Raw genomic sequence first — 22,643 nt, 5'->3', positions numbered from 1 at the left:
TCCTCCGCATTTCCCAGTACAGGCAAGTATGGCCGCCGCAGCCGCGACGCCCGGCAACACCGGCAGATCAGGGCAGCCAGGTCGTCTGGCCGCCCCGATAACGCTCGTGCTTCCAGATTGGGACGCGAGCCTTGACCTCGTCGATGACGAAGCGGCAGGCCGCGAAGGCGGGGGCGCGGTGGGCGGCGGTGACGCCGACCCACACGGCGAGTTCGCCGACGACGAGGTCGCCGGTGCGGTGCGTGCAGCGGGCGTCGAGGATGTCGAATTCCTGCAGCGCCTGCTGGAGGATGCGTTCGCCTTCGGTCGCGGCGAGCGCGGCGTAGGCTTCGTAGCGCAGGCCACGGACGGGGCGCCCGTCGTTGTGCTGGCGCACCCAGCCTTCGAAGCTGGCGTACGCGCCGACGCCCGGGTCGAGCAGGCCGGCGCGCAGGGTCGCGACGTCGAATGGCGTGGCCGCCAGCTGGAAGCGCGCGGCGTCCACCCTCAGCCTCCGCTCACCGGCGGGATGAAGGCGATCTCGCTGCCTTCGCGCAATTTGTCCTGCCAGGTGGCGAAGGTGGCGTCGACCGCGACCCGCAGGCGATCGCGCTCGAGCTTGAATCCATGGCGCGCGCGAAGTTGCGTGTACAACGCGGCCAGGTCGACGGCGTCACTGTCGACGACCTCGCTGGCGATACCGGCGGCATCGCGCAGGCTGGCGAAATACAGCACGGTGGCGCGGGTCATGCGCGCGCTTTCCCGGCCGCGCCTTCGCCGAAGTCGCGCTTGCCACCGCGCTTGCCGAGCAGCTTCGCCGGGCCGATCACGATCGCATGCGACAAGGCCTTGCACATGTCGTACACCGTGAGCGCGGCGACCGTGGCGCCGGTCAGCGCCTCCATCTCGACGCCGGTACGATGGGTGGTGCGCACGCGGCAGGTGATGCCGATGGCGTTGTCGTCGATCCAGTCGATCGCGATCCGGCAGCCGTCGATCGGCAGTGGATGGCAGAACGGAATCAGCTCATGGGTGCGCTTGACCGCCATCGTGCCGGCGATGATCGCGGTCTCGACGATGCCGCCCTTGGCGCTTTTCAGCTTCGCCGCGCGCAACTGCCGGGCCACGGCGGCGGGGAAGCGCACCCGGCAGTGCGCGATCGCCTCGCGCGCCGTCACCGCCTTGGCCGAGACATCGACCATGGCCGGGCGGCCGGCGGGATCCAGGTGCGTTAGCGATGGCTTGGATGTCTGCTTGCGGGTGGCCACTCAACCTCCGATCAGGAACATTTCGACATGTCTGCGCGACCTGCCGTCGGTCGTCGCCGGCGCGCGGCCGCGCAGCTCGCTGTAGCGGTCGGCGCGACCGGACCACAACCCGGCGATGCGCCCCTCCAACGCGTCGGGCCCCGCATGAAGCGCGCCACGCAGGTCGCTGCCCTGCCCTGCGAACAGGCAGGTATAGAGCCTGCCGTCGGCCGATACCCGCGCGCGGTGGCAATCGCCGCAGAACGGCGCGCTGATCGAGCTGACGAAACCGATCTCGCCGGCGCCATCGACGAACGCATGCCGCGCTGCGACTTCGCCGGTGTAATTGGCGTCCAGCGCACGCAGCGGCCAGGCCGCATGGATGCGTTCGCGCAGTTCCGACGACGGCACCACGTGTTCGCGCAGCCAGCCGTTGCAGCTGCCCACGTCCATGTATTCGATGAAGCGCAGCACGTGGCCGCTGCCCCGGAACTTCTCCACAAGCGGCAGCACCTCGCCATCGTTGATGCCGCGCTGGACGACGCAGTTGAGCTTGATCGATCCGAAGCCCGCTGCCTGCGCGGCATCGATGCCGGCCAGCACGTCGCCGACATCGCCGCGACCGCCGCTGAGCCGGCGGAAGACAGCGGGCGAAAGTGCGTCGATGCTGACGGTGAGCCGCCGCAGGCCGGCCACGCGCAGGGCGGCGGCATGGGTGCCGAGCAGCGATCCGTTGGTGGTCAGCGCGAGGTCGTCGATGCCTTCGATCGCCGCCAGGCGCGCGATGAGTTCCGGCAGCCGCCTGCGCAGCAGCGGTTCGCCGCCGGTCAGCCGCAGCTTGCGCACGCCCAGGCGCACGAAGCCGCGCACCAGCGCTTCGATCTCGTCGAAGTCCATCCGCGATGCCGAATCCAGTCCATGGCCGTCGGCAACGCGGTCTTCCGGCATGCAGTACGGGCATCGGAAATTGCAGGCGTCGATCACCGACAGGCGCAGGTCGCGCAGTGGCCGCGACAGGCGGTCGCGCGGCAATGCGACCGGCTCGGGCAGGAATTGCGCGTTCATGCCCGCGCCGCCGACGACAGCACCCATCCGCCGCTGCTCATGCGTGCGTCACCGGCAACGGCCGTGGCGGCTGCAGCGGCACGCAGTCACCCGGCAGCGCGACCCGATATCCGCGCGCGGTCAATGCCTGCGCGTCCCCGGCGCCGCCGTAGTGATAAAGCAGGCAACGATCGAGCAGCCCACGCGGATATTCGCGCTCGAGGTCGTCGATGCCGCTGTGCGAAGGGTTGCCGCGCAGCGCGCAATCGTGCGCCACCAACTCGCCGGCATCGGCGAATTTCGCCAGCTGCTCCGGGATCGGCCGGGTATCGCCGGTCCACGCCAGGCTGCCGCGCAGGCGCAGGCCGAAGGCGGTGTCGGGCCAGTGATGGCGGACCGGGAAGCATTCCAGGCGCACACCGTCGTGCCAGAACGCATCGCCCACCGGCACCAGCCGGAACGCATCCCAGAAGTTGGCGCCGCCCTCGGCGACCACGTTGGGATAGCCGGCAATGCGCTGCTGCAGCAGCGGCAGCAATGCCGCCGGGACATACAGCCGCGTGCCGTCGGGGCGCGGGCTGGCGAAATAGTTGGCGCCGAACAATCGCTCGAACCCGCTGACATGGTCCAGGTGCGCGTGGGTGATGAACAGCGCCTGCGGATACGCGTGGTAATGCGCGATGTACTCCGTCAGCCCTTCACTGCCGCAGTCGATGGTCAGCCACGGCTGGCCGTCGCGCTCGATCGTCGCCATCGCCGAGCCGAGTTCGACCGCGCTGGAATTGCCGGTCCCCTGGAAGCGCAACGCCCACGTCATCTCAATAGCCTCGTGCCCAGGTGGCGTCGTAGGCGCCGCGCAGGCGCGCGAAATCGGCATCGACCTGCGCCGGCTCGCGCGCGCCGCGCAGTTTGAGCAGCGAGCGCCTGAGGCGCGCGAGGTTGCGCTCGCGCCAGGCGGTTTCCGGGATGCACAGGCGGCTGCGGTCGAAGTCGATCAGCCAGCCATGCGCACCGGCATCGAACAGGATGTTGTGCGCGTTGAGGTCGGCGTGGTCGAGCCCGGCGCGATGGAAACGCGCGACGAGTCGTCCGGTTTCCTCCCACGGCGCGTCGCGGCCGGCGACGGCGGCGCGTTCGGCCAGCGAATGCACGCCTTCGAGCCGCTCGATCAGGATCGCGGCGCGGTAGCTGTGCCCGCGACGCCGGTAGCATGCCGCCAGTGGTCGCGGCACCGGCAGCCCGCGTGCGTGCAGGGCGCGGGTGAGCCGGAATTCAGCGAAGCTGCGCACCCGGTTGGCACCGTGCCACACGAACGCGTCGCGGCTCACGTGCGCCGCCCAGCCGCCGCGCAGGTACTGGCGCAGCACCAGAGCGCCCAGCGGGGATTCGACGAACCAGGCGCCGCCGCGGCCGCCGACCGCCACCGGCCGCGCGTGCTCGCCCCAGAACGGGGGCAGGAACCATTCGGGCAGGACATCGCGCGCGCGCTCGGCGTCGAACAGGATCGCGCCATAGCCCTCGTTGCGCCCGTCTCGCCCATACTGGAAGGGCGCCAGGCTTTCACTGGCGTCGAATGCGGCCATCGCGCGAGTCTAGCAAGCACATGACCCCTTCTTCCCTGCCGGATGTCCCGCAAGCGCCGCGCTCGATCTGCCTGTTGCGGCTGTCCGCGCTTGGCGACGCGACCCACGTGGTGCCGCTGGTGCGCACGCTGCGCGCGGCATGGCCCGAGGTACGGCTGGGCTGGGTGATCGGCAAGGCCGAGCACCGGCTGCTGGAAGGACTCGAAGGCGTGGGCTTCGTCGAATACGACAAGCGCAGCGGGCTGGCGGGGATGCGCGCGATCGCCCGCCATTTCGCCGGCGGGCGCTTCGACGCGCTGCTGCAGTTGCAGGTGGCTGCCCGCGCCAACCTGCTGTCGGCCTTCATCCCGGCGCGCCGGCGCATCGGTTACGACCGCGCGCGGGCCAAGGACCTGCATGGACTGTTCGTCAACGAGCGCATCGCCGCGCGCCGCGGGATGCACGTGCTCGATGCGATCGGCAGCTTCGCCGAACCGCTCGGGCTGAAGCAGACCCAGGTCCGATGGGATCTCCCGGTGCCCGCGGCCGCGCGGGGCTGGGCGGCGGCGCAATGGCCGGCCGATGGCGTGCCGACGCTGCTGGTCTCGCCCTGCTCCAGCCACCCATTGCGCAACTGGCGGCCCGAGCGCAACGCGGCCGTCGCCAACCATGCGATCGCGCGCGGCTGGCGGGTGGTGCTGTGCGGCGGGCGCAGCGCGCTCGAACGCGAGACGGCCGATGCGATCCTCGCCGCAATGACCGCTCCGGCGCTGGACCTGGTCGGCAAGGACACGCTCAAGCAGTTGCCTGCCCTGCTCGAACGCGCCGACCTGGTGATGACGCCCGACTCCGGCCCGATGCACATCGCCAATGCGATGGGCACCAAGGTGCTGGGCCTGCATGCGGCGAGCAATCCCGCGCGCAGCGGGCCGTATTCGGACCAGCGCTATTGCGTGGACCGTTACGATGCCGCCGCGCGCAGGTTCCTCGGCAAGCCGGAAACCGCGCTGCGCTGGGGCACCCGGATCGAACGGCCCGGGGTCATGGACCTGGTTACCGTGGACGATGCGGTCGCGGCGTTCGAGCGCTTCGTCAGCGATCGCGGGGCACGCTAGCCATGCGCCTGTGGACACTGCATCCGCGTTTCCTCGATGCGCAGGGCCTGACCGCACTGTGGCGCGAAAGCCTGCTCGCACGCGCCGTCCTGCAGGGACTCACGCGCGGCTACCGGCAGCATCCGCAACTGCAGCGCTTCCAGGCGCATGCGCAACCGCAGCTGGCCATCGACCGATACCTGCATGGCGTCCACGCCGAGTCGCTGGCGCGGGGCTATCGCTACGACGCCAGCAAGCTCGGGCCGCTGGACGCGAGCGCCAGGCTCCAGGCAAGCAGCGGCCAGCTGGCCCTGGAGTGGCAACACCTGCTGGCCAAGCTGCAGGCGCGCAGCCCCGCGCTGTACCGGCAATGGCGCGACATCCAGGCGCCCGATTGCCATCCGATGTTCACCATGGTGCCCGGCCCGGTCGCACCCTGGGAGCGCGCAGGCCATCCGTAGCACCGCCAAAGCGCATCTGCGGCTCTTGCAGGGGCGGCTTCAGCCGCGAGCGCTTCGAGGATCCATATCCTCCCGCTCAGCGCGCCGGCGGTCTGGCGTCGCCGTAATCCTGGTACGACTTCTCCTCGACGTAGGCCGATCCCAACGCGAGGTTGATGTCCTTCTTGATCCGCGCGCGCTCATCGTTCTCGAAGTAGACGCTGCGCGCGAGCTGGATGAAGGCGTCGTCGAACTGCTGCGCCTTCTCCTTGATGCGGATGTCGTCCTCGATCACCCACAGCCGCTCGTTGACGGCCTTGAGCCTCGCGCGCAGCTCGACGATGTCGCCGCCGGCGGCCGGGTGCGCCATCCAGGTTTTTTCCAGCGCACTGAGCTCCCTGCGGATGTTCGCAAGCTTGGCGGGGTCGCCGATCCGCTCGGACTTGATCTGCAGGATCGCGATCTTGTCCAGCAATTCGCCGAAGGACACGGGGACGAGGATTTCGGACATGCGCGCACCGGGTCTGGGCGGGGGATCCTGATTTTACGCATGGACCCCGAACGGCCATGGCATGGGTCACCAGCGCGCGCCGAGGGCCTTCCCAGGTGCCGATCCGCCGCGCCAGGGCTGGATGCCGCCCCACAAATGCAAACGGCGCCCGAGGGCGCCGTGCGCATTGCATCCGTGGCGGAGAGGGTGGGATTCGAACCCACGGTACGCTTACACGTACGCCTGATTTCGAGTCAGGTACATTCGACCACTCTGCCACCTCTCCGGATGACGGGCCTTCCGGTGGTCCGGGAAGGGCGCAAATGATACGGGCCGCGCCGGGCGCGGCACAAGCTGCAACAAAGGAACCATCGGCTGGCGGCATGGTCGATAGCCCGCCGCGGATCGCCGTGGCAGGCATTGCCCGTGTTGCAGCAACGCGTCCATTGCCCGGCGGCCGCTTGGCCGCGATGATTCCGTTGAACGTGCCAGAACCCCACCCCTCGCCACCGGCCTGATCGACCTCATGATCGAATTCGGACACCTGACCCATGTCGGCCTGCGGCGCGAGCTGAACGAGGACACCTATTACGGCGACAGCGAACTGGGGCTGTGGCTGGTGGCCGACGGCATGGGCGGCCACGAATACGGCGAGGTCGCCAGCGCATTGGCGCGCGAGACCATCGTCCGCGAGATCCGCCAGGGCACGCCGCTGCAGCAGGCGATCCGGGTCGCCGACGAGGAGATCATCCGCGCCTCGCGCCGCCGCAACGATGCCCTGCCGATGGGCACCACCGTGGTCGCGGTGCGGGTCAACGGCAACCGCTTCGAGGTCGCCTGGGTGGGCGACAGCCGCGTGTACCTGTGGCGCGACGGCCAGCTGGCCCAGTTGTCGCAGGACCACAGCTACGTGCAGGAGCTGATCAGCCAGGGTGCGATCAGCGTCGAGCAGGCGCGCAGCCACCCGCACCGCAACGTCGTCACCCAGGCACTGGGCGTGACCGACCCGCAGAACCTCAACGTCGAGACCATGGCCGGCGAGCTGCGGCCCGGCATGCAGCTGCTGCTGTGCAGCGACGGCCTGACCGAGGAAGTGGACGACGGCGGCATCGCCCAGGTGCTGGGACACACCGAATGCAGCGCGCAGGAGTGCGTCGACGGCCTGGTCGCCGCCGCGCTCGATGGCGGCGGTTCGGACAACGTGACCGTGGTGCTGGTCCGCCGGCACTGAGCGCTGTTTGGGTAGGACGGCTTGTTTTGGTAGGAGCGGCTTCGGCCGCGAGCGTTTGGTTTTCGTCGGCGTGGAGGGACTCGCGGCTGAAGCCGCTCCTGCGGTGAGCGCCGCTCCTGGGAAGAGCGCCGCTCCGACGAAGAGCGCTTTCCATGACTGCTGCGCCGCTGGTGCTCAGGCGTCGATCAGGTCCCACACGCAGACGGCGGCCTTTTTGCGCAGCGCCGCGAGGCGGGTTTCGTGGGCCTGCACTTCGTCGGCCTGGACCAGCACCCGCGGTCGCGGGCCGGCGGCGGCGCTGTCGCCGATCATCGCGACGGTCACCTGCACGACCTGCTCGGTCGCAAAACCAATTTCGCTCTGGCCCGAAGTCAGCGCCAGGTAGGCCTCGGCCAGCAGCTGCGCGTCCAGCAGCGCGCCATGCAGCTGCCTGTGCGAGCAGTCCACGCCCAGCCGGCGGCACAGCGCGTCCAGCGAATTGCGCTGGCCCGGATAGCGTTGCCGCGCCAGCGCCAGCGAGTCCTCCACCCGGCAGCGCGCGTGCAGGCGACCGTAATGCTCGCCGAGCCGGGACAGTTCGGAATCCAGGAAGCCGACGTCGAAGGCGGCGTTGTGGATCACCAGCTCCGCGCCGTCGATGAAGGCGAGGAACTCGTCGGCCACTTCGGCGAACTTCGGTTTGTCGGCGAGGAAGTCCCAGGTCAGGCCGGTGACCTCCTGCGCGCCAGGCTCGAAGTCGCGCTCGGGATTGAGGTAGCGCTGGAAGGTGCGGCCGGTCGGCCGGCGCTCCACCAGTTCCACGCAGCCGATTTCCACCACGCGGTTGCCGCGTTCCCACGACAGGCCCGTGGTTTCGGTATCCAGCACGATCTGCCGCATCAGGCGTCGATCCCCCGTTCGATTCTGGTTTTGTATTCGATCGCCTGCGCGCGCGCCAGCTGGTCGACGCGCTCGTTGTCCGGGTCGCCGCTATGGCCCTTGACCCAGCGCCAGTCGATGCGATGGCGGGTGCAGGCGGCCTGCAGGCGTTCCCACAGGTCGCGATTCTTGACCGGATCGCCGCCCGACGTCTTCCAGCCCCGTCGCACCCAGCCGGGCAGCCATTCGGTAATGCCCTGGCGGACGTACTGCGAGTCGGTGTGCAGGGTGATCGCACAAGGCTCGCTCAGGGTTTCCAGCCCGACGATCGCCGCCATCAGCTCCATCCGGTTGTTGGTCGTCAGCGGTTCGCCGCCGGCGAGTTCGCGCTCCTTGCCGCGGTAGCGCAGCAGCGCCGCCCAGCCGCCCGGGCCGGGATTGCCCAGGCAGGCGCCATCGGTGTGGATCTCCACCGCCTTCAATGCACTCATGCCGCCGGGACGCCTTCGGTCAGCCGCAACGCCGGCCGTTGCCGCAACGGGGTCAGCGGGAGGACGCGCTTTTCAGCGCGCAGCAGGTAGGCGGCGCGCAGGCCGGGGCCTTGTTGCAGCGCGGGGTCGACCCGGATCTTCCAGACCGGGCCCACGCCTTGCGACATCCCCTGCGGGTGCAGGCCGGCCGCCTGCAGCCGCCGGCGCCAGCGCAGCGGCTCCGAGGCCCCGAGCGCGCTGGCCTGCCAGCGCCAGCGATAGGGCGATAGCGGGTTGAGGACGTAGAGCCAGAGCTGGCCGCCGGGCATCAGAACCCGGGCGCACTCCTCGATCAGGCCGGCGCCGCGCCGGCCCCGGCGCGCCGCGTGCTGGAGCACGACGGTGGCGACCGATTCGTTGGCCAGCGGCAGTGGCAAGGCGCAGCGCAGCGGCCCGTCCCAGGTCTCGCCGGCGCCCTGCAATTGCAGGCCGTGGCCTTGTGGATCAATGGCTTGCGCCACCGGGCCCAACCAGAGCCAGGCCTGTCCGGGGCGGCCGGCGAGCGCGGCCTGGATGCCGGCCGATTCGCTCTCGACCAGGGCTTGGCCAGCGGGGGACCCGAACCAGATGCGATGGCGTTCGGACAGGCCGTCGGGTTGACCGGCTGGTGAGGGGGAAGGCATGGTCGGCATTCTAGCGGCCCGCCCCGGGCCGGGAGCGACCGTCGGATGGTCCTGCAGCCGCTGCCCGCCTTCACGGACAACTACATCTGGACGCTCGCCGACGCCGCCGGGCGCGGGGTGGTGGTCGATCCGGGTGAAGCCCGCCCGGTGCTGCGCGCCGCCGATGCCGGCCTGCAACCGCTGGCGCTGCTGCTCACCCACCATCACGCCGACCACATCGGCGGTGCGCTGGAATTGCTGGCCCGCTGGCCCGGCCTGCCGGTATTCGCCCCGGACGACCCGCGCGTCGACCTGCCGTGCCAGCGCATGCGCGACGGCGACCAGGCCACCGTCGGCGACTGGCGTTTCGACGTCCTGGAGATCCCGGGACACACCTCCAGCCATATCGCCTTCGTCGGCCACGGCCGGCTGTTCTGCGGCGACACCCTCTTCAGCCTGGGCTGTGGCCGGCTGTTCGAAGGCACCCCTGCACAGATGCTGGCGTCGCTGGATCGCCTCGCCGCCCTGCCCCCGGACACCGATGTCTGCTGCGGGCACGAATACACCCTGGCCAACGCCGCCTTCGCGCGGGTGGTCGACCCCGACAACGCGGCCCTGCGCCGACGCACCGAGGAAGCCTTCGCCATGCGCCAACAGCACCTGCCGACCCTGCCCAGCACGCTGGCCGACGAACTGGCCGCCAATCCCTTCCTGCGCATCGACACCGCGCCGGTCCAGGCCGCCCTCTCCGCCCGGTTCGGCCGGGCCCCGGGCGATCGCGTGGACGCCTTCGCCGCGCTGCGGCACTGGAAAGACGGGTTCGGCGCGTGAGCTCGCGCCCGCGGGGCGTGGCCGGGGTGGTCGCCGGGCTGCTGGCGGCGATGGCGGCCCCGCTGGCCGGGGCGCAGGCGCTGCCGACGCCGGCGGTCCGCAATGGCCAGGACATCTATGCCGAATTCCGCGCCGGCCTGGCCGATCCGACCTGCGAGACCGGCAGCAGCCAACGCTGGCGTGGCCTCTACTCGGCGGCGCCAAGCCGGCTGGCGACGCCGGACAGCGACGTGCTGGCCCTGTTCGGCTATGTGGTCGACGCCGTGCGCGAGGCCGACCTGCCGACCGAATACGCCCTGATCCCCTTCGTGGAGAGCGGCTACAGGCCCGGCGCGCGCAGCGCCTCGGGACCGGCCGGGCTGTGGCAGCTGATCACGGTGACCGCCCGCAACCACCAGGTGCCGATCCGCGCCGGGTACGACGGGCGGCTGTCGCCGGTGGACTCGACCCGCGCCGCGGTGCGTTATCTGAAGACCCTGCACGGCATGTTCGCCGGCGACTGGCGGCTGGCGGTGATGGCCTACAACGCCGGCGAATACCGCGTCTTCGACGCACTGCGCCGCAGCGGCCAGGTCGCGCGCCATGCCGACCCCGAGAAGCTCGTCGGCCTGTCCGGCATCACCCGCGCCTACGTGCGCAAGCTGCATGCGCTGTCCTGCCTGCTCGACCAGGCCGACGACCGCGACAGCTGGCTGCAGTCGATCGACCGCCCGGTGCCGGTGCTGCAGGCGATCAGCCTGCCGGCGGGCACGCGCAGCCTGGCCGACTGGTCGGCGGTGACCGGCCGCGACGGCGCGACGGTGGCACGCCTGAACCCGGCCTTCTCCGCCGGCCGGGTGGCCAGGGCCGGCGCCTCTGCCCCACTGGTGCTGGCGCCGCCGCCCACGGCGCAGCTGGCGGCCGCCCTGCAGGGGGCCGGCGTGGATGCAGGGCGGGATCCGGCGCCTGCCCTCGCCAGCACGGCAGCGGCGTCGGCGCCATCTCCCGTCCTTCCAGCCACCGCTGCCGGCGCGCGGCCGATGCTGGCCGCGGCCAATGCCGCCCTGTCGGGCCCCGGGGCCGTCCAGGTCGATCCGGTAACCACGCATGGCCGCGCCGTTTCGTCGCCTGCGGCGACCGCGGACACGCTCGACCTGCACCCGCATACCCACACCGTCAGCCGCGGCGAATCGCTGTGGACGATTGCCAGGCGCTACAAGCTGCGGGTGGCCGACCTGCTGTCGCGCAACGCGCTGGCGCCGCGCGCGATCCTGCACCCAGGCATGGTGCTCAAGCTCGACGGCGAACTGTCCGAGTAGCCCAGGCCGGCGCGCGCGGGCACACTAGCGCCCCGATTTCGACTACGGACACGACATGGGATTCCTGCAAGGCAAGCGCGCCCTGATCACCGGCATCGCCAGCGAGCGCTCGATCGCCACCGGCATCGCCGAAGCCATGCACCGCGAAGGCGCGCAGCTGGCCTTCACCTACCAGAACGAAAAGCTCAAGTCGCGGGTCGAGAAGGCCGCCGCGGAATATCGCCAGCCGGGCCAGTCGGGCGACATCGTCATTCCGCTGGACGTCTCCGACGACGCGCAGATCGCGGCCTGTTTCGAGCAACTCGGCCAGCACTGGCCCGACGGTTTCGACATCCTCGTCCACGCGATCGCGTTCGCACCGCGCGAAGCGATCGCGGGCCAGTTCCTCGACGGCCTGACGCGGGAAAACTTCGCGCTGGCGCTGGACATCTCGGCCTATTCGCTCTCGGCGATGGCCAAGGCCGCGCGGCCGCTGATGCAGGGGCGCCACGGCAGCATCCTGACCCTGACCTACCTGGGTTCGGAGCGCGCGCTCACCGGCTACAACCTGATGGGCGTGGCCAAGGCGAGCCTGGAATCCAGCGTGCGCTACCTGGCCTGCAACCTCGGCCCGGAAGGCACCCGCGTCAATGCGATTTCCGCCGGGCCGATCAAGACCCTTGCCGCGGCCGGCATCGCCGGCTTCCGCAAGATCCTCGGCCATGTCGAGGAGAACGCGCCGCTGCGCCGCACGGTCACGATCGAGGACGTCGGCAACGTCGCCGCGTTCCTGTCCTCGGACCTCGCCGCGGGCGTCACTGGTGAAATCACCTACGTGGACGCGGGCTACAACATCCTCGGCATGACCGGGGTCGAAACCGAATAGCGCTTCGCGCGCCTACCGCTGGATGAAAAAAAGCCCGGCAGTGCCGGGCTTTTCCATCAGTGCAGCCGTCGCTGCATCGCCCCGACTAGAGGCGATCCTCGGCGACGGTCACCTTGACCCGGGCGCGCAGGCTGTCGACCAGCCCAAGCACGTCGTCCTCGCCGATCGCCTGGACCATCTGCTGCTGGAGCGACAGCTTCTGTTCGGCGCTGGCTTCATCCGGGTTGCCCGGGATGATCCGGCTGACCGCGAAGACGACCTCGCGACCGTCCCCCAGCGCGACCTTGCCCGGCGACACCTTGCCCGGCGCGGGCGGGGCCGCTTCGAAGAACGCGCGCACCGCCTGGGCATCGGGCATCGGCGCTCCGCGCGGGAGCGCCGGAACGTCGCTGGCGACCAGCTGCCGCGCGGCCGCCGCATCCTTCAACGGCGTGCCTGCCTTCACCGCGGCGAGGATCCGGTCGGCTTCGGCATCGGCCGCCTTGGCAGCGCGATCGGCGCGGATCGCGGCCACCACCCGGCTGCTGACGTCGGCCAGCGGCAACTGGTGCGCCTGGGAATGACCGGATACGCGAATCAGCAGGCTGTGGCCGTTGCCGACGTCGATCGGATCGCTGACGGTGCCGTCCTCGATCATCGATTCGGAGAAGGCCACGCGCTGGACCGCGGGGTTGGCGAGCAGGCCGTTCCCCTGGCCGCGCGCGATGGGACCCGCGTGCCGGACTTCCACCTTCGCCAGGCGCGCGGCTGGCGCCAGGGTGGTCGGATTGCGATTGACCTCGTCGACCATCCGGCCGATCAGGTCGTTGAAGCCATGCTCGCGATCGTTGTCTGCCTGCTCGCGCGCAAGCTGGTCGCGCACCTGCTCGAACGGCTTCTGCGTGCCTGGCTTGACTTCGCGCAGGTCGATCACGTGCCAGCCGAATTCGGACTTGACCGGATCGCTGACCTGTCCTGCCTGCATCGAGAACAATGCATCCTCGAACGGTTTCACCATCACGCCCTTGGCTACCCAGCCCAGGTCGCCGCCGGAAACCTTGGAACCGGCATCGTCGGAATTGGCGCGCGCCAGGGCGGCAAAGTCCGCACCGGGCTGCCGCGCCTGCTGCGCGAGCGCGGCGGCCTTGGCCTGCGCCGCCTGCTGCTGGGCAGGCGTGGCGTTGGCGTCGACCTTGATGAGGATGTGCGAAGCCAGCCGCTGTTCGGGCTCGACGAAACGCGCCTTCTCGTCGTCGTAGCGCTGGCGCAGTGTCGCATCGTCGGCCACGGCCGGCGCCGGCAGCGCCGACTGGTCGACGTCGATGTAATCCAGCGACACGGTCTCCGGGGCGCGATAGTCGTCGCGATGGGCGTCGTACCACTTCTGGATTTCGGCGGCGGTGATTGGCGCCGCATCCGGGGCCGGCGGCGGGATGATCGCGAAGCTGACGTCGCGGCGTTCGCCGAGCAGCTTGAGCACGCGCTGCAGTTCGGCCGGCGTCACGAACGCGGTCTGCACCACCGCATTGGGGATCAGGCTCTGCTGCAGGCCCTTGCGGACTTCTTCCTGGAACTGCGACGGCGAGCGTGGCGGGTTCTGCGATGCCAGCGCCAGCTGGTAGCGCTGCGGATCGAACCTGCCATCGACCTGGAAGGCCGGAATACCCTGGATCGTCTTGCGGACGAGGTCGTCGCCGACCGCGATGCCGTCGCGATCGGCCGCCATCGCCAGCACGCGCTGGTCGACGATCGTGTCGAGCACCTTGCGCTTGTTGTCGACGGACTCGAACGCGCGCGGATCGAACTGCTCACCCTGCTGCTGCCGCTGGTCCTGGCGCGCACGTTCGAACGCGGCGCGGAATTCGTCGGCCTTGATCTCGTCGCGCTGCCAAAGCATCGTCACCGGCCACACCGCCGGCGCCGACGGCCACCAGTTCGGCGGCGCCTCGATCTTGGCCGCGAAGGTGTCGTTGCGCTGGAACAGGTACTGGTCCATGCCGAAGAAAGCGAACGGGATCGTCAGCAAACCAAGGATGGCGCCAGCGATCCAGCCGGAGGTCTTGTCGCGCAGGTTCTGCAGCATGGGCGGCGTTGCGATGTGGCGAAGCCGCGAAGTCTACCGCGCTTCGCCCTCCGGCCGAAGACGACGACGGGGAGCGCGCAAGGCAAAAAAAGAAGGACGCCACGGGGGCGTCCTTCAAAAACAACTCTGGCGGAGTGGACGGGACTCGAACCCGCGACCTCCGGCGTGACAGGCCAGCATTCTAACCAACTGAACTACCACTCCGCGGAGCCGGGCATGATACAGAGCGTCTCGGCCGACCGCAAGGCGTGCCGGAATCGGTTGCGCAACAAGGGCCGACCTTGCCGTACCGGTCCCCACCAGCGGCGAAGCGCTGCATGGCCATCACGGGACTGGCGCCCGCCGCGCCTCCATCAAGAACGACAGGCCATGGCGCGCAGCACGGCAACCCTGCCATGCGAAGGCATGGTGGGTGCTGAGGGTTTCGAACCCCCGACCCTCTCCGTGTAAAGGAGACGCTCTACCACTGAGCTAAGCACCCATCGGTGGCGATGATACCGGCTCCCGCATGGCGATGCGGGTCCAGGCCGGCGCCGATCCGGTTGGATGTCGGCATGCGCAAGGCACGCCGCGCCCGGTGTCTCGCCAAGCGGCGGGCGCGGGGACGGGAGCAGCGTGCCCCAGCTGCGCTGCGCATGAACCTTGCACGCCAGGCCCACGTGCCGCACGGCCGACGACGATTCCACGGATGCAAAAAAAGCCCGGCATTGCCGGGCTTTCGAATGGCCGGTCCGGCGCGCCAGGCGCCGATCACGGTGGACGCGGATCAGTTGACGGCGTCGCGCAGCGCCTTGCCTGCCTTGAAGGTCGGATTCTTCGAGGCGGCAATGTTGATCGTGTCACCAGTACGCGGATTGCGGCCGGTGCGCGCGCCGCGATCACGGACCTGGAACGTGCCGAAACCGACCAGCGTGACGGCATCGCCCTTCTTCAGCGCCTTGGTGATCGCACCGACCATCGCGTCGACGGCACGGGCGGCTTCCATCTTGGACAGTTCGGCGGCGTCGGCGACGGCATCGACGAATTCGGCTTTGTTCATTGATTGACTCCCTGAGCGAAGCGACGCTTCGCTGCTTGATTCCGATGGGTTCGATGTCGGGGGAGCCGTGCGGCAGTGGCGCGGATTTGTCCCCGACCGCGTTGCCATGACGCGCCATGCGGGCGCCACAGTCGATCCGTTATACCAGCGGCATTTTCCCCACGCAACACGCGAAACCCAATCGCGGCGCGGGTTTGCAGCCGGTGGCTGCAACGTCGCTCGTGCGACCAACAGTTGTCCTGCAAGCCCCGTGAATTCCGTTGGGCTGCCGCCGATCGCGATCGCGAACGGGCACTCGCGCGCCGTTGCAGCGCGCGCGCCAGGCCCGCGGCGGCGGGCAGGCGTCAGTGCTTGACGTCCTGCTGCACCACCACCTTGTCAGTCTCGCGCGCGGCCTCCGCAACCTCCGGAGCCACCGGCCGGGGCGAAATCGGGCGCTCCAGCGCGAGGTCCAGCACCTCGTCGATCCAGCGCACCGGGATGATCTTCATCTGCTGGGTGACCGACTTCGGAATATCGACCAGGTCCTTGCGGTTCTCCTCCGGGATCAGCACCGTGCGGATGCCGCCGCGCATCGCCGCCAGCAGCTTTTCCTTCAGTCCGCCGATTCCCAGCACCTTGCCGCGCAGCGTGATTTCACCGGTCATCGCCACGTCGGCGCGCACGGGAATGCGCGTCAGGGTGGAAACCAGCGCGGTCGCCATCGCGATGCCCGCACTGGGGCCATCCTTCGGCGTCGCGCCTTCCGGGACGTGCAGGTGCACGTCCTGCCGCGCGAGGAAATCCAGGTCGATGCCCAGGCGTTCGGTCCGCGCGCGCACGACGGACAAGGCGGCGGAGGCCGATTCCTTCATCACGTCGCCGAGCTGGCCGGTGAGGATCAGCTGGCCCTTGCCGGGGACCAGCGTCGATTCGATCTGCAGCAGGTCGCCACCGACTTCGGTCCATGCCAGGCCGGTCACCAATCCCACCTCGTTGTCGACTTCGGCGCGGCCATAGTCGAAGCGCTGCACGCCCAGGTACTTGTCCAGGTTCTTGGCGGTGACGACCACCGCCTTGGCGACCTTGCCCTTGGATACCGCGGCAGGCCCCTTCAATGCGATCTCCTTGACGACCTTGCGGCAGATGCGGGCGATCTCGCGTTCGAGGTTGCGCACGCCGGATTCGCGCGTGTAATAGCGCACGATGCCCTGCACCGCCGACTCGGCGATCTTCAGCTCGCCTTCCTGCAGGCCGTTGGCCTTGAGCTGCTTGGGCAGCAGGTAGCGCATGGCGATGTTGATCTTCTCGTCCTCGGTGTAACCGGGGATGCGGATGACCTCCATGCGGTCGAGCAATGGCCCGGGAATGTGCAGCGAATTGGACGTCGCCACGAACATCACTTCCGACAGGTCGAGGTCGACTTCCAGGTAATGGTCGTTGAAGGTGCTGTTCTGCTCGGGGTCGAGCACCTCGAGCAGCGCCGATGACGGGTCGCCGCGGAAGTCCATCGACATCTTGTCGATCTCGTCGAGCATGAACAGCGGATTCTTCGTGCCCGCCTTGTTCAGGTTCTGCACGATGCGGCCGGGCATCGAACCGACGTAGGTGCGGCGATGGCCGCGGATCTCCGCTTCGTCGCGCACGCCGCCCAGCGACAGGCGCACGAACTTGCGGTTGGTTGCCTTGGCGATCGACTGCCCGAGCGAGGTCTTGCCCACGCCCGGCGGCCCGACCAGGCACAGGATCGCGCCCTTCATCTTCTGCACCCGCGACTGCACGGCGAGGTATTCGAGGATGCGTTCCTTCACCCGCTCCAGGCCGTAGTGGTCGGCGTCGAGGACTTCCTGCGCCGCCTTGAGGTCCTTGCGGATCTTGGTGCGCTTCTTCCACGGCACGCCGAGCAGCCAGTCGAGGTAATTGCGCACGACGGCGGCTTCAGCCGACATCGGCGACATCTGCTTGAGCTTGTTGAGTTCGTTCTTGGCCTTGGCTTCCACCGGCTTGGGCATGCCGGCCTCGGCGATCCTGCGCGCAAGTTCGTCCAGGTCGTTGGGCGTTTCGTCGATGTCGCCCAGCTCCTTCTGGATCGCCTTCATCTGCTCGTTGAGGTAGTACTCGCGCTGGCTCTTCTCCATCTGCGACTTCACGCGGCCGCGGATGCGCTTTTCCATCTGCTGCACGTCGATCTCGCCGTCGACGAAGCCCACCAGCAGTTCCAGCCGCTCGCCGGTGTCGGTGGCTTCGAGCAGCCGTTGCTTGTCGGCAAGCCGGACACCCAGGTGCGCGGCGATCGTGTCGGCCAGGCGGCTCGGCTCGTCGATGCCGGCCAGCGTCTGCAGCAGTTCCGGCGGCAGCTTGCGGTTGGTCTTCACGTACTGTTCGAACAGCGTCATCAGCGAGCGCGCCGTGGCTTCGATCTCGCGCGGCTCGCGGCGTTCGGAAGGCTCGACCACCACGGCCTCGCCGCTCAGCGTGCCCTCGCCCTGGGTCACCCGCTCCACCCGCACGCGCTCGACGCCTTCGACCAGCACCTTGATCGTGCCATCGGGCAGCTTCAGCAGCTGCAGCACGTGGGCCAGGGTGCCGATCTCGTACAGGTCGCCGGCGGCGGGGTCGTCGGTCTCGGCGGATTTCTGCGCCACGAGTAGGATGCGCTTGTCGGACTCCATCGCCAGTTCCAGTGCGCGGATCGATTTGTCGCGCCCCACGAACAGCGGAATCACCATGTGCGGGAAGACCACGACGTCGCGCAGGGGCAGCACCGGCAGGGAGAGGGCGTCAGGATGGTCGGTCATGGGGGCTCCGGTTTGGGGCGATGCGATCTTGTGTCGGCGGCGGCGTGGCGTGGGCATGGGAAGACGATAGCCCCGGGCGGATCAAGACAGGTGCATTGCCTCGCAGTCAGCTTGCGCCAGACAGCAACATGGGGGAGTCGTGAAGAGCATACAAGCGGCCCGGAGGTGAATTGGTCGGGCACGGCGCGGATTGGCTGATCTGTGACCGCGCGCGAAGTCAGCCTCCACCCCGAGGCGGGCCGGGGCCGGAGCGGCGGCATGCCGCACCCGGAACCGGCGCGGCGTGCACGTGGCGTTCACATCAGGGCGACCATCAGCGGATCGCGGGCGCGCGGACGGGCCTGCCGAAGTCGATTGGTGCGGGACGGACCCGCACGCCGGCCTCACTCGCCGCTGGCGGCTTTCGGCACGACCGGGGTCTGGTAGATCAGATAGGGCTCGGACTTGTGCTCGATCACCGACTCGTCCACCACGACCTTGCTGACGTTTTCCAGCGAAGGCAGGTCGTACATCGTGTCGAGCAGGACCGACTCGACGATGGTACGCAGCCCGCGCGCGCCGGTCTTGCGCTTGAGTGCCTTGCGCGCGATCGCGGCCAGCGCGTCCTGGCGGAATTCCAGTTCAACGCCTTCCATCTCGAACAGCTTCTTAAACTGCTTGCTGATCGCGTTCCTGGGCTCGGTGAGGATCTTCACCAGCGCGCTTTCGTCGAGTTCCTCGAGCGTGGCGACAACCGGCAGGCGGCCGACGAACTCGGGGATCAGGCCGAACTTGATCAGGTCCTCGGGCTCGACTTCCGCCAGCACCTTGCCGACTTCCACCTTGCGCTCGGAGCTCTTGAGCTTGGCGCCAAAACCAATCCCGCTGGCATCGGTGCTGCGCTGCTGGATGATCTTGTCGAGCCCTGCGAACGCGCCGCCGACGATGAACAGGATGTTGCGGGTGTCGACCTGCAGGAATTCCTGCTGCGGATGTTTGCGCCCGCCCTGCGGCGGCACGCTGGCGACGGTGCCTTCGATCAGCTTGAGCAGCGCCTGCTGCACGCCTTCGCCGGACACGTCGCGGGTGATGGACGGGTTTTCGGACTTGCGCGAGATCTTGTCGATCTCGTCGATGTAGACGATGCCCTGCTGCGCCTTCTCGACGTCGTAGTCGCACTTCTGCAGCAGCTTCTGGATGATGTTCTCGACGTCCTCGCCGACGTAGCCGGCTTCGGTGAGCGTCGTGGCATCGGCCATCGTGAACGGCACGTTGAGCAGGCGCGCCAGCGTCTCGGCAAGCAGCGTCTTGCCCGATCCGGTCGGGCCGACCAGCAGGATGTTCGACTTCGCCAGCTCGACGTCGTCGTTCTTCTGCCGGCTTTCGATGCGCTTGTAGTGGTTGTAGACGGCCACCGCGAGGGTGCGCTTGGCGCGCGACTGTCCGATGACGTACTGGTCGAGCACCTCGAGGATCTCGCGCGGCTTGGGCAGCGAGCTGCGCGCGGACTGCGCCTTCTCCTCGAGTTCCTCGCGGATGATGTCGTTGCACAGCTCAACGCATTCATCGCAGATGAACACGCTCGGGCCCGCGATCAGCTTGCGGACTTCGTGCTGGCTCTTCCCGCAGAACGAGCAATACAGGATCTTGTTGCTGTCGCCGGATCGGCCCTGACGGTCTTCGGTCATTCCCCGTTACCTGTTGCAGCCGCCCACGTACTGTGGCCGGCCCGAGAATAGCACAGGGGCCCGGATCACTCGCGGGCCCGCTGGGCGGGATGAAAGTGCTGCGTAATCAGGCGCTTGCGCGCTGGTTTACGCCACCAGATCAGGACGGCTGGATCGACTCTTCCGGACGCCGTTCGAGCACCGAATCGACCAGCCCGTAGTCGCGCGAGGCCTCTGCGCTCTTGAAGTTGTCGCGCTCGGTGTCGCGCGCGATCGTGTCCAGCGACTGCCCGGTGTGCTTGGACAGGATCTCGTTGAGTCGCTGGCGCATCGAGAGGATCTCGCGCGCGTGGATGTCGATGTCGGTCGCCTGGCCCTGGAAGCCGCCCAACGGCTGGTGGATCATCACCCGCGAGTTGGGCAGCGCGTAGCGCTTGCCCTTGGCGCCGGAGGCGAGCAGCAACGCGCCCATGCTGGCCGCCTGGCCGACGCAGATCGTGCTCACGTCCGGCTTGATGAACTGCATGGTGTCGTAGATCGCCATGCCGGCAGTGACCACGCCGCCGGGGGAATTGATGTACAGGCTGATGTCCTTCTCGGGGTTTTCCGCCTCGAGGAACAGCATCTGCGCGACGATCACGTTGGCGACATGGTCGTCGATGCCGCCGACCAGGAAGATCACGCGTTCCTTGAGCAGGCGCGAGTAGATGTCGTAGGCGCGCTCGCCGCGGCTGGTCTGTTCGACCACCATCGGCACCAGGTTCAGGGCTTTGATCTCGTTGGTCATGTGGGTCTCGTTGTGCGGATCAGCGGTCAGGCCGTGGGGCCGATCGCCTCCTGGAAGGACATCTGCTGCTCGGTATGGCGGGCGCGCTCGGCGATCCAGTCGATCACCTGCTCTTCCATCACCCGCGACTGCAGTCCCGACATCAACTGGGGATCGTTGCGGTACAACTCAATGACCTGCTTGGGCTCTTCGTAGGTCGAAGCGATCAGGCGCAGGGTTTCGTTCAATCGCTTGGGATCGAGCTTGAGCTCGTTGCGGCGCGCCACCTCACCGACGAGCAGGCCGACCAGCACCCGGCTGCGGGCGGCGTCCATGAACTGCAGGTGGGCGTCGGCCGGAAGCTCGCCCTGGGCGCCCTGGCGCCGCGCCTGCTCGAAGGTTTGGTAGGCCATCTGCCGGGCTTCGCTTTCCACCAGCCGCGGGGGCATCTCGACACTGGCGTAGGCGGCCACCAGTTGCTCGCCGACTTCACGGCGCAGGCGGCCCATCAACGCGCCCTTGAGCTCACGCTCGAGGTTGCTGCGGATTTCGCCGCGGAAGGCGTCCAGTTCGCCGGCCTTGACCCCGAAGCTGCGGATGAAGGCGGCATCGACTTCCGGCAACACCGGCTCCGACACCTGCTCGGCCTTCAGGTAGACCTGCACCTGCCTGCCCGCCAGCTGGGGCACGCGCCAATCGGATGGGAAGGTCACGTCCATCGTCTTTTCGTCGCCGGTCTTCATGCCGACCAGCGCCGCCTCGATCTCGGCGAGCATGGCGCCGGTACCGATCACAGCCACGCCCTTCTCGCTGCCTTCGGCCGGAAGCCGTTCGTCGCCGGCCTGCGACCAGGTTTCGACGTCGACCGCGTCGCCTTCCTGCGCCGGACGCGTGACCGCGGTCCAGCTGCGGCGCTGCAGGCGCAGGTTTTCGATCATGCGGTCGATGTCGGCATCGGTGATCTCGGCCGTATGGCGCACCACTTCGAGCTTGTCGACATCGATCTCGCCGAAATCGGGCATCACCTCGAACGTGGCGACGTAGGCCAGGTCGCCTTCCGTTGCCGGATCCGCCGGCTGGATCCGCGGACTACCGGCCAGGCGCAGCGAATTCTCGCGGATGGCGCTGTCGAATCCCTCGCGCAACAGGCCATCGAGCACCTCGGCGCGCACCTGCTCGCCATAGCGCTGCTCGACCACCTTGGTCGGCACCTTGCCGGGGCGGAAGCCCTTGATCCGCGCGGTGCGCGCGATCTCGCGCAACCGCCCACCGACCTGCGTTTCCAGGCTTTGCGCCGGAAGCCGCAAGGTCATGCGGCGCTCGAGGTTGCCGACGGATTCGAGCGAAACCTGCGTATTTGAAGCTGCCATACCCACTCCTGCCCCGCGGCCCGGCCGCGGTCGTGTCTGAGATTGATCGGGCCGACCCCGGCCGGCGCATGTGCGCCCCGGAAAACAGTCGGCGGAACGCGCTAGTTTCGCCGATCGGAGGTCCGGGTGCCAGCGCGGGGACGGAACAGGCATCGCGCCGGCGGGAAAGCCGGCCTGCGACGGCCTGACGGCCCGGCGGGTGCGATCGCCATCCGGGCGTCACCGCGGGGTGGTGCGAAAGGGGGGGCTCGAACCCCCACGCCTTGCGGCGCTGGAACCTAAATCCAGTGCGTCTACCAATTCCGCCACTTTCGCGCCGGCGCATTGTGCCATCGCCGGCATTGGCCCAAGCCATGGCGGGCCACGCATTGTTGCCATTTGCCGCAGTGCGATCACGGCCCGGGCCGCCCTTGTCGCCGATCGGGCGCCGGGGGTCGTCGATCCAACACGGGATCCACTCCACCCGAAAAAAAAGCCCGGCGCGAGGCCGGGCTTTGGAACTGGTGGGCCGTGAAGGATTCGAACCTTCGACCTATTGATTAAGAGTCAACTGCTCTACCAACTGAGCTAACGGCCCGAAACTGATCGCAAATTATAGCGAATACAAACATTGGGGTGGAAGACGGGATTTGAACCCGCGACCCCCGGAATCACAATCCGGTGCTCTAACCAGCTGAGCTACATCCACCATTGAAACCTGTAAACCCCGACCAGCGTCCGCGCCACGTCGCGCCGGCCATGCTATTCGATGCCACCTGCCGCGCGACAGCCGCGAATCCGATCCGGCGGCCGACCGCGCGTTGGCTCGCGCGCCCGGCAGGACTCGAACCTGCAACCGCCGGCTTAGAAGGCCGGTGCTCTATCCGGTTGAGCTACGGGCGCGAGGCGAGGATTCTCGCATCGTTCCCGCGG

General features: G+C 68.6%; 22 protein-coding genes and 7 tRNA genes. 6 read left to right on the top strand and 23 right to left on the bottom strand.

Going from position 1 to position 22,643, the window contains the following annotated elements:
• Positions 1–67 precede the first annotated feature (67 nt).
• The 6 genes from G7B67_RS08065 to G7B67_RS08040 are packed head-to-tail and all read right to left on the bottom strand — an operon-like array spanning position 68 to position 3,853.
• A complete protein-coding gene (locus tag G7B67_RS08065) occupies positions 68–484 on the bottom strand; it encodes a molybdenum cofactor biosynthesis protein MoaE (RefSeq protein ID WP_166210596.1) in 417 nt (138 codons plus the stop codon).
• A 2-nt stretch (positions 485–486) separates the two neighbouring features.
• On the bottom strand, positions 487–729 hold the full coding sequence (gene moaD / locus G7B67_RS08060) for a molybdopterin converting factor subunit 1 (RefSeq protein WP_166210593.1): 243 nt from the start codon (positions 727–729) through the stop codon (positions 487–489).
• Positions 726–1,247, bottom strand: a complete 522-nt coding sequence (gene moaC / locus G7B67_RS08055) for a cyclic pyranopterin monophosphate synthase MoaC (RefSeq protein WP_166210591.1) — start codon at positions 1,245–1,247, stop codon at positions 726–728. Before moaC ends, moaD begins: the two co-directional genes overlap by 4 nt.
• Entirely contained in the window at positions 1,248–2,291 is a 1,044-nt protein-coding gene (gene moaA, locus G7B67_RS08050) for a GTP 3',8-cyclase MoaA (RefSeq protein WP_166210588.1), read from the bottom strand. It abuts the gene before it with no gap.
• A gap of 37 nt (positions 2,292–2,328) precedes the next feature.
• Positions 2,329–3,087 (bottom strand): MBL fold metallo-hydrolase, encoded by a 759-nt coding sequence (locus G7B67_RS08045; protein ID WP_166210585.1) that lies wholly within the window; start codon positions 3,085–3,087, stop codon positions 2,329–2,331.
• Between the two features lies 1 nt (position 3,088).
• Complete coding sequence (locus tag G7B67_RS08040; RefSeq protein ID WP_166210582.1) at positions 3,089–3,853, bottom strand: 3-deoxy-D-manno-octulosonic acid kinase; 765 nt, start codon at positions 3,851–3,853, stop codon at positions 3,089–3,091.
• Between the two features lie 20 nt (positions 3,854–3,873).
• Between G7B67_RS08040 and G7B67_RS08035 the strand changes: the two genes are divergently transcribed.
• Together G7B67_RS08035 and G7B67_RS08030 are read left to right on the top strand one after the other, a co-directional pair.
• Positions 3,874–4,947: a glycosyltransferase family 9 protein gene (locus tag G7B67_RS08035; protein ID WP_166210579.1), complete on the top strand. Its 1,074-nt coding sequence runs from the start codon at positions 3,874–3,876 to the stop codon at positions 4,945–4,947.
• 2 nt (positions 4,948–4,949) lie between these two features.
• Positions 4,950–5,387 carry a pyrimidine dimer DNA glycosylase/endonuclease V gene (locus G7B67_RS08030; protein WP_166210576.1) on the top strand — a complete coding sequence of 146 codons (438 nt, stop codon included), beginning with the start codon at positions 4,950–4,952 and terminating at the stop codon, positions 5,385–5,387.
• 76 nt (positions 5,388–5,463) lie between these two features.
• Here G7B67_RS08030 and G7B67_RS08025 read toward each other — a convergent pair whose 3' ends face one another.
• Both G7B67_RS08025 and G7B67_RS08020 read right to left on the bottom strand, forming a co-directional pair.
• Complete coding sequence (locus G7B67_RS08025) at positions 5,464–5,877, bottom strand: DUF6165 family protein (RefSeq protein WP_166210573.1); 414 nt, start codon at positions 5,875–5,877, stop codon at positions 5,464–5,466.
• 175 nt (positions 5,878–6,052) lie between these two features.
• Positions 6,053–6,142 (bottom strand) — tRNA-Ser (locus tag G7B67_RS08020).
• A gap of 240 nt (positions 6,143–6,382) precedes the next feature.
• Here G7B67_RS08020 and G7B67_RS08015 point away from each other — a divergent pair.
• On the top strand, positions 6,383–7,087 hold the full coding sequence (locus G7B67_RS08015) for a PP2C family protein-serine/threonine phosphatase (RefSeq protein ID WP_166210570.1): 705 nt from the start codon (positions 6,383–6,385) through the stop codon (positions 7,085–7,087).
• A gap of 174 nt (positions 7,088–7,261) precedes the next feature.
• On the opposite strand, the gene dnaQ is transcribed toward G7B67_RS08015, so the two are convergent.
• From dnaQ to G7B67_RS08000, 3 genes are read right to left on the bottom strand one after another with little or no spacing between them, the layout of a single operon-like run.
• Positions 7,262–7,966, bottom strand: coding sequence for a DNA polymerase III subunit epsilon (dnaQ, locus tag G7B67_RS08010; RefSeq protein WP_166210567.1), 705 nt, complete (start codon positions 7,964–7,966; stop codon positions 7,262–7,264).
• A complete protein-coding gene (rnhA, locus tag G7B67_RS08005) occupies positions 7,966–8,427 on the bottom strand; it encodes a ribonuclease HI (RefSeq protein WP_166210652.1) in 462 nt (153 codons plus the stop codon). Before rnhA ends, dnaQ begins: the two co-directional genes overlap by 1 nt.
• A 5-nt stretch (positions 8,428–8,432) precedes the next feature.
• A complete protein-coding gene (locus G7B67_RS08000) occupies positions 8,433–9,098 on the bottom strand; it encodes a class I SAM-dependent methyltransferase (protein WP_166210564.1) in 666 nt (221 codons plus the stop codon).
• Between the two features lie 45 nt (positions 9,099–9,143).
• Between G7B67_RS08000 and gloB the strand changes: the two genes are divergently transcribed.
• Genes gloB through G7B67_RS07985 form a run of 3 tightly spaced genes read left to right on the top strand, consistent with a single transcriptional unit; the run spans position 9,144 to position 12,071 of the window.
• Positions 9,144–9,908: a hydroxyacylglutathione hydrolase gene (gloB, locus tag G7B67_RS07995; protein ID WP_166210561.1), complete on the top strand. Its 765-nt coding sequence runs from the start codon at positions 9,144–9,146 to the stop codon at positions 9,906–9,908.
• A complete protein-coding gene (locus G7B67_RS07990) occupies positions 9,884–11,206 on the top strand; it encodes a lytic transglycosylase domain-containing protein (RefSeq protein WP_425482423.1) in 1,323 nt (440 codons plus the stop codon). The genes gloB and G7B67_RS07990 overlap by 25 nt, the downstream gene beginning before the upstream one ends.
• Positions 11,207–11,261: 55 nt before the next feature.
• Positions 11,262–12,071 carry an enoyl-ACP reductase FabI gene (locus tag G7B67_RS07985; RefSeq protein WP_166210558.1) on the top strand — a complete coding sequence of 270 codons (810 nt, stop codon included), beginning with the start codon at positions 11,262–11,264 and terminating at the stop codon, positions 12,069–12,071.
• A gap of 85 nt (positions 12,072–12,156) precedes the next feature.
• Here the strand turns inward: G7B67_RS07985 and G7B67_RS07980 are convergent, their stop codons facing one another.
• The 12 genes from G7B67_RS07980 to G7B67_RS07925 all read right to left on the bottom strand — a co-directional run bounded on the left by G7B67_RS07980 (position 12,157) and on the right by G7B67_RS07925 (position 22,613).
• A complete protein-coding gene (locus G7B67_RS07980) occupies positions 12,157–14,133 on the bottom strand; it encodes a SurA N-terminal domain-containing protein (RefSeq protein WP_166210555.1) in 1,977 nt (658 codons plus the stop codon).
• 127 nt (positions 14,134–14,260) lie between these two features.
• A tRNA-Asp gene (locus G7B67_RS07975) sits at positions 14,261–14,337 on the bottom strand.
• A 202-nt stretch (positions 14,338–14,539) separates the two neighbouring features.
• Positions 14,540–14,614, bottom strand: a tRNA-Val gene (locus G7B67_RS07970).
• Positions 14,615–14,899: 285 nt separating this feature from the next.
• Positions 14,900–15,172, bottom strand: coding sequence for an HU family DNA-binding protein (locus G7B67_RS07965; protein WP_166210552.1), 273 nt, complete (start codon positions 15,170–15,172; stop codon positions 14,900–14,902).
• A gap of 344 nt (positions 15,173–15,516) precedes the next feature.
• On the bottom strand, positions 15,517–17,949 hold the full coding sequence (lon, locus tag G7B67_RS07960; RefSeq protein WP_166210549.1) for an endopeptidase La: 2,433 nt from the start codon (positions 17,947–17,949) through the stop codon (positions 15,517–15,519).
• Between the two features lie 383 nt (positions 17,950–18,332).
• The gene (clpX, locus tag G7B67_RS07955) at positions 18,333–19,616 is read right to left on the bottom strand and encodes an ATP-dependent Clp protease ATP-binding subunit ClpX (protein ID WP_166210546.1); all 1,284 of its coding nucleotides are present in this window, start codon (positions 19,614–19,616) and stop codon (positions 18,333–18,335) included.
• Positions 19,617–19,755: 139 nt separating this feature from the next.
• On the bottom strand, positions 19,756–20,382 hold the full coding sequence (gene clpP / locus G7B67_RS07950; RefSeq protein WP_166210543.1) for an ATP-dependent Clp endopeptidase proteolytic subunit ClpP: 627 nt from the start codon (positions 20,380–20,382) through the stop codon (positions 19,756–19,758).
• A gap of 26 nt (positions 20,383–20,408) precedes the next feature.
• Complete coding sequence (tig, locus tag G7B67_RS07945; protein WP_166210540.1) at positions 20,409–21,731, bottom strand: trigger factor; 1,323 nt, start codon at positions 21,729–21,731, stop codon at positions 20,409–20,411.
• A gap of 230 nt (positions 21,732–21,961) precedes the next feature.
• Positions 21,962–22,046, bottom strand: a tRNA-Leu gene (locus G7B67_RS07940).
• Between the two features lie 186 nt (positions 22,047–22,232).
• Positions 22,233–22,308 (bottom strand) — tRNA-Lys (locus tag G7B67_RS07935).
• A 34-nt stretch (positions 22,309–22,342) separates the two neighbouring features.
• Positions 22,343–22,419: transfer RNA gene (locus G7B67_RS07930), tRNA-His, on the bottom strand.
• A gap of 120 nt (positions 22,420–22,539) precedes the next feature.
• Positions 22,540–22,613: transfer RNA gene (locus G7B67_RS07925), tRNA-Arg, on the bottom strand.
• Positions 22,614–22,643 lie beyond the last annotated feature (30 nt).

It is taken from the genome of Cognatiluteimonas telluris (genome assembly GCF_011320095.1).
In the GTDB taxonomy this organism is placed as follows: Bacteria; Pseudomonadota; Gammaproteobacteria; order Xanthomonadales; family Xanthomonadaceae; genus Cognatiluteimonas; species Cognatiluteimonas telluris.
Note: the sequence above shows the minus strand (reverse complement) of the source record. Positions and strands in the feature narration are given on the sequence as shown.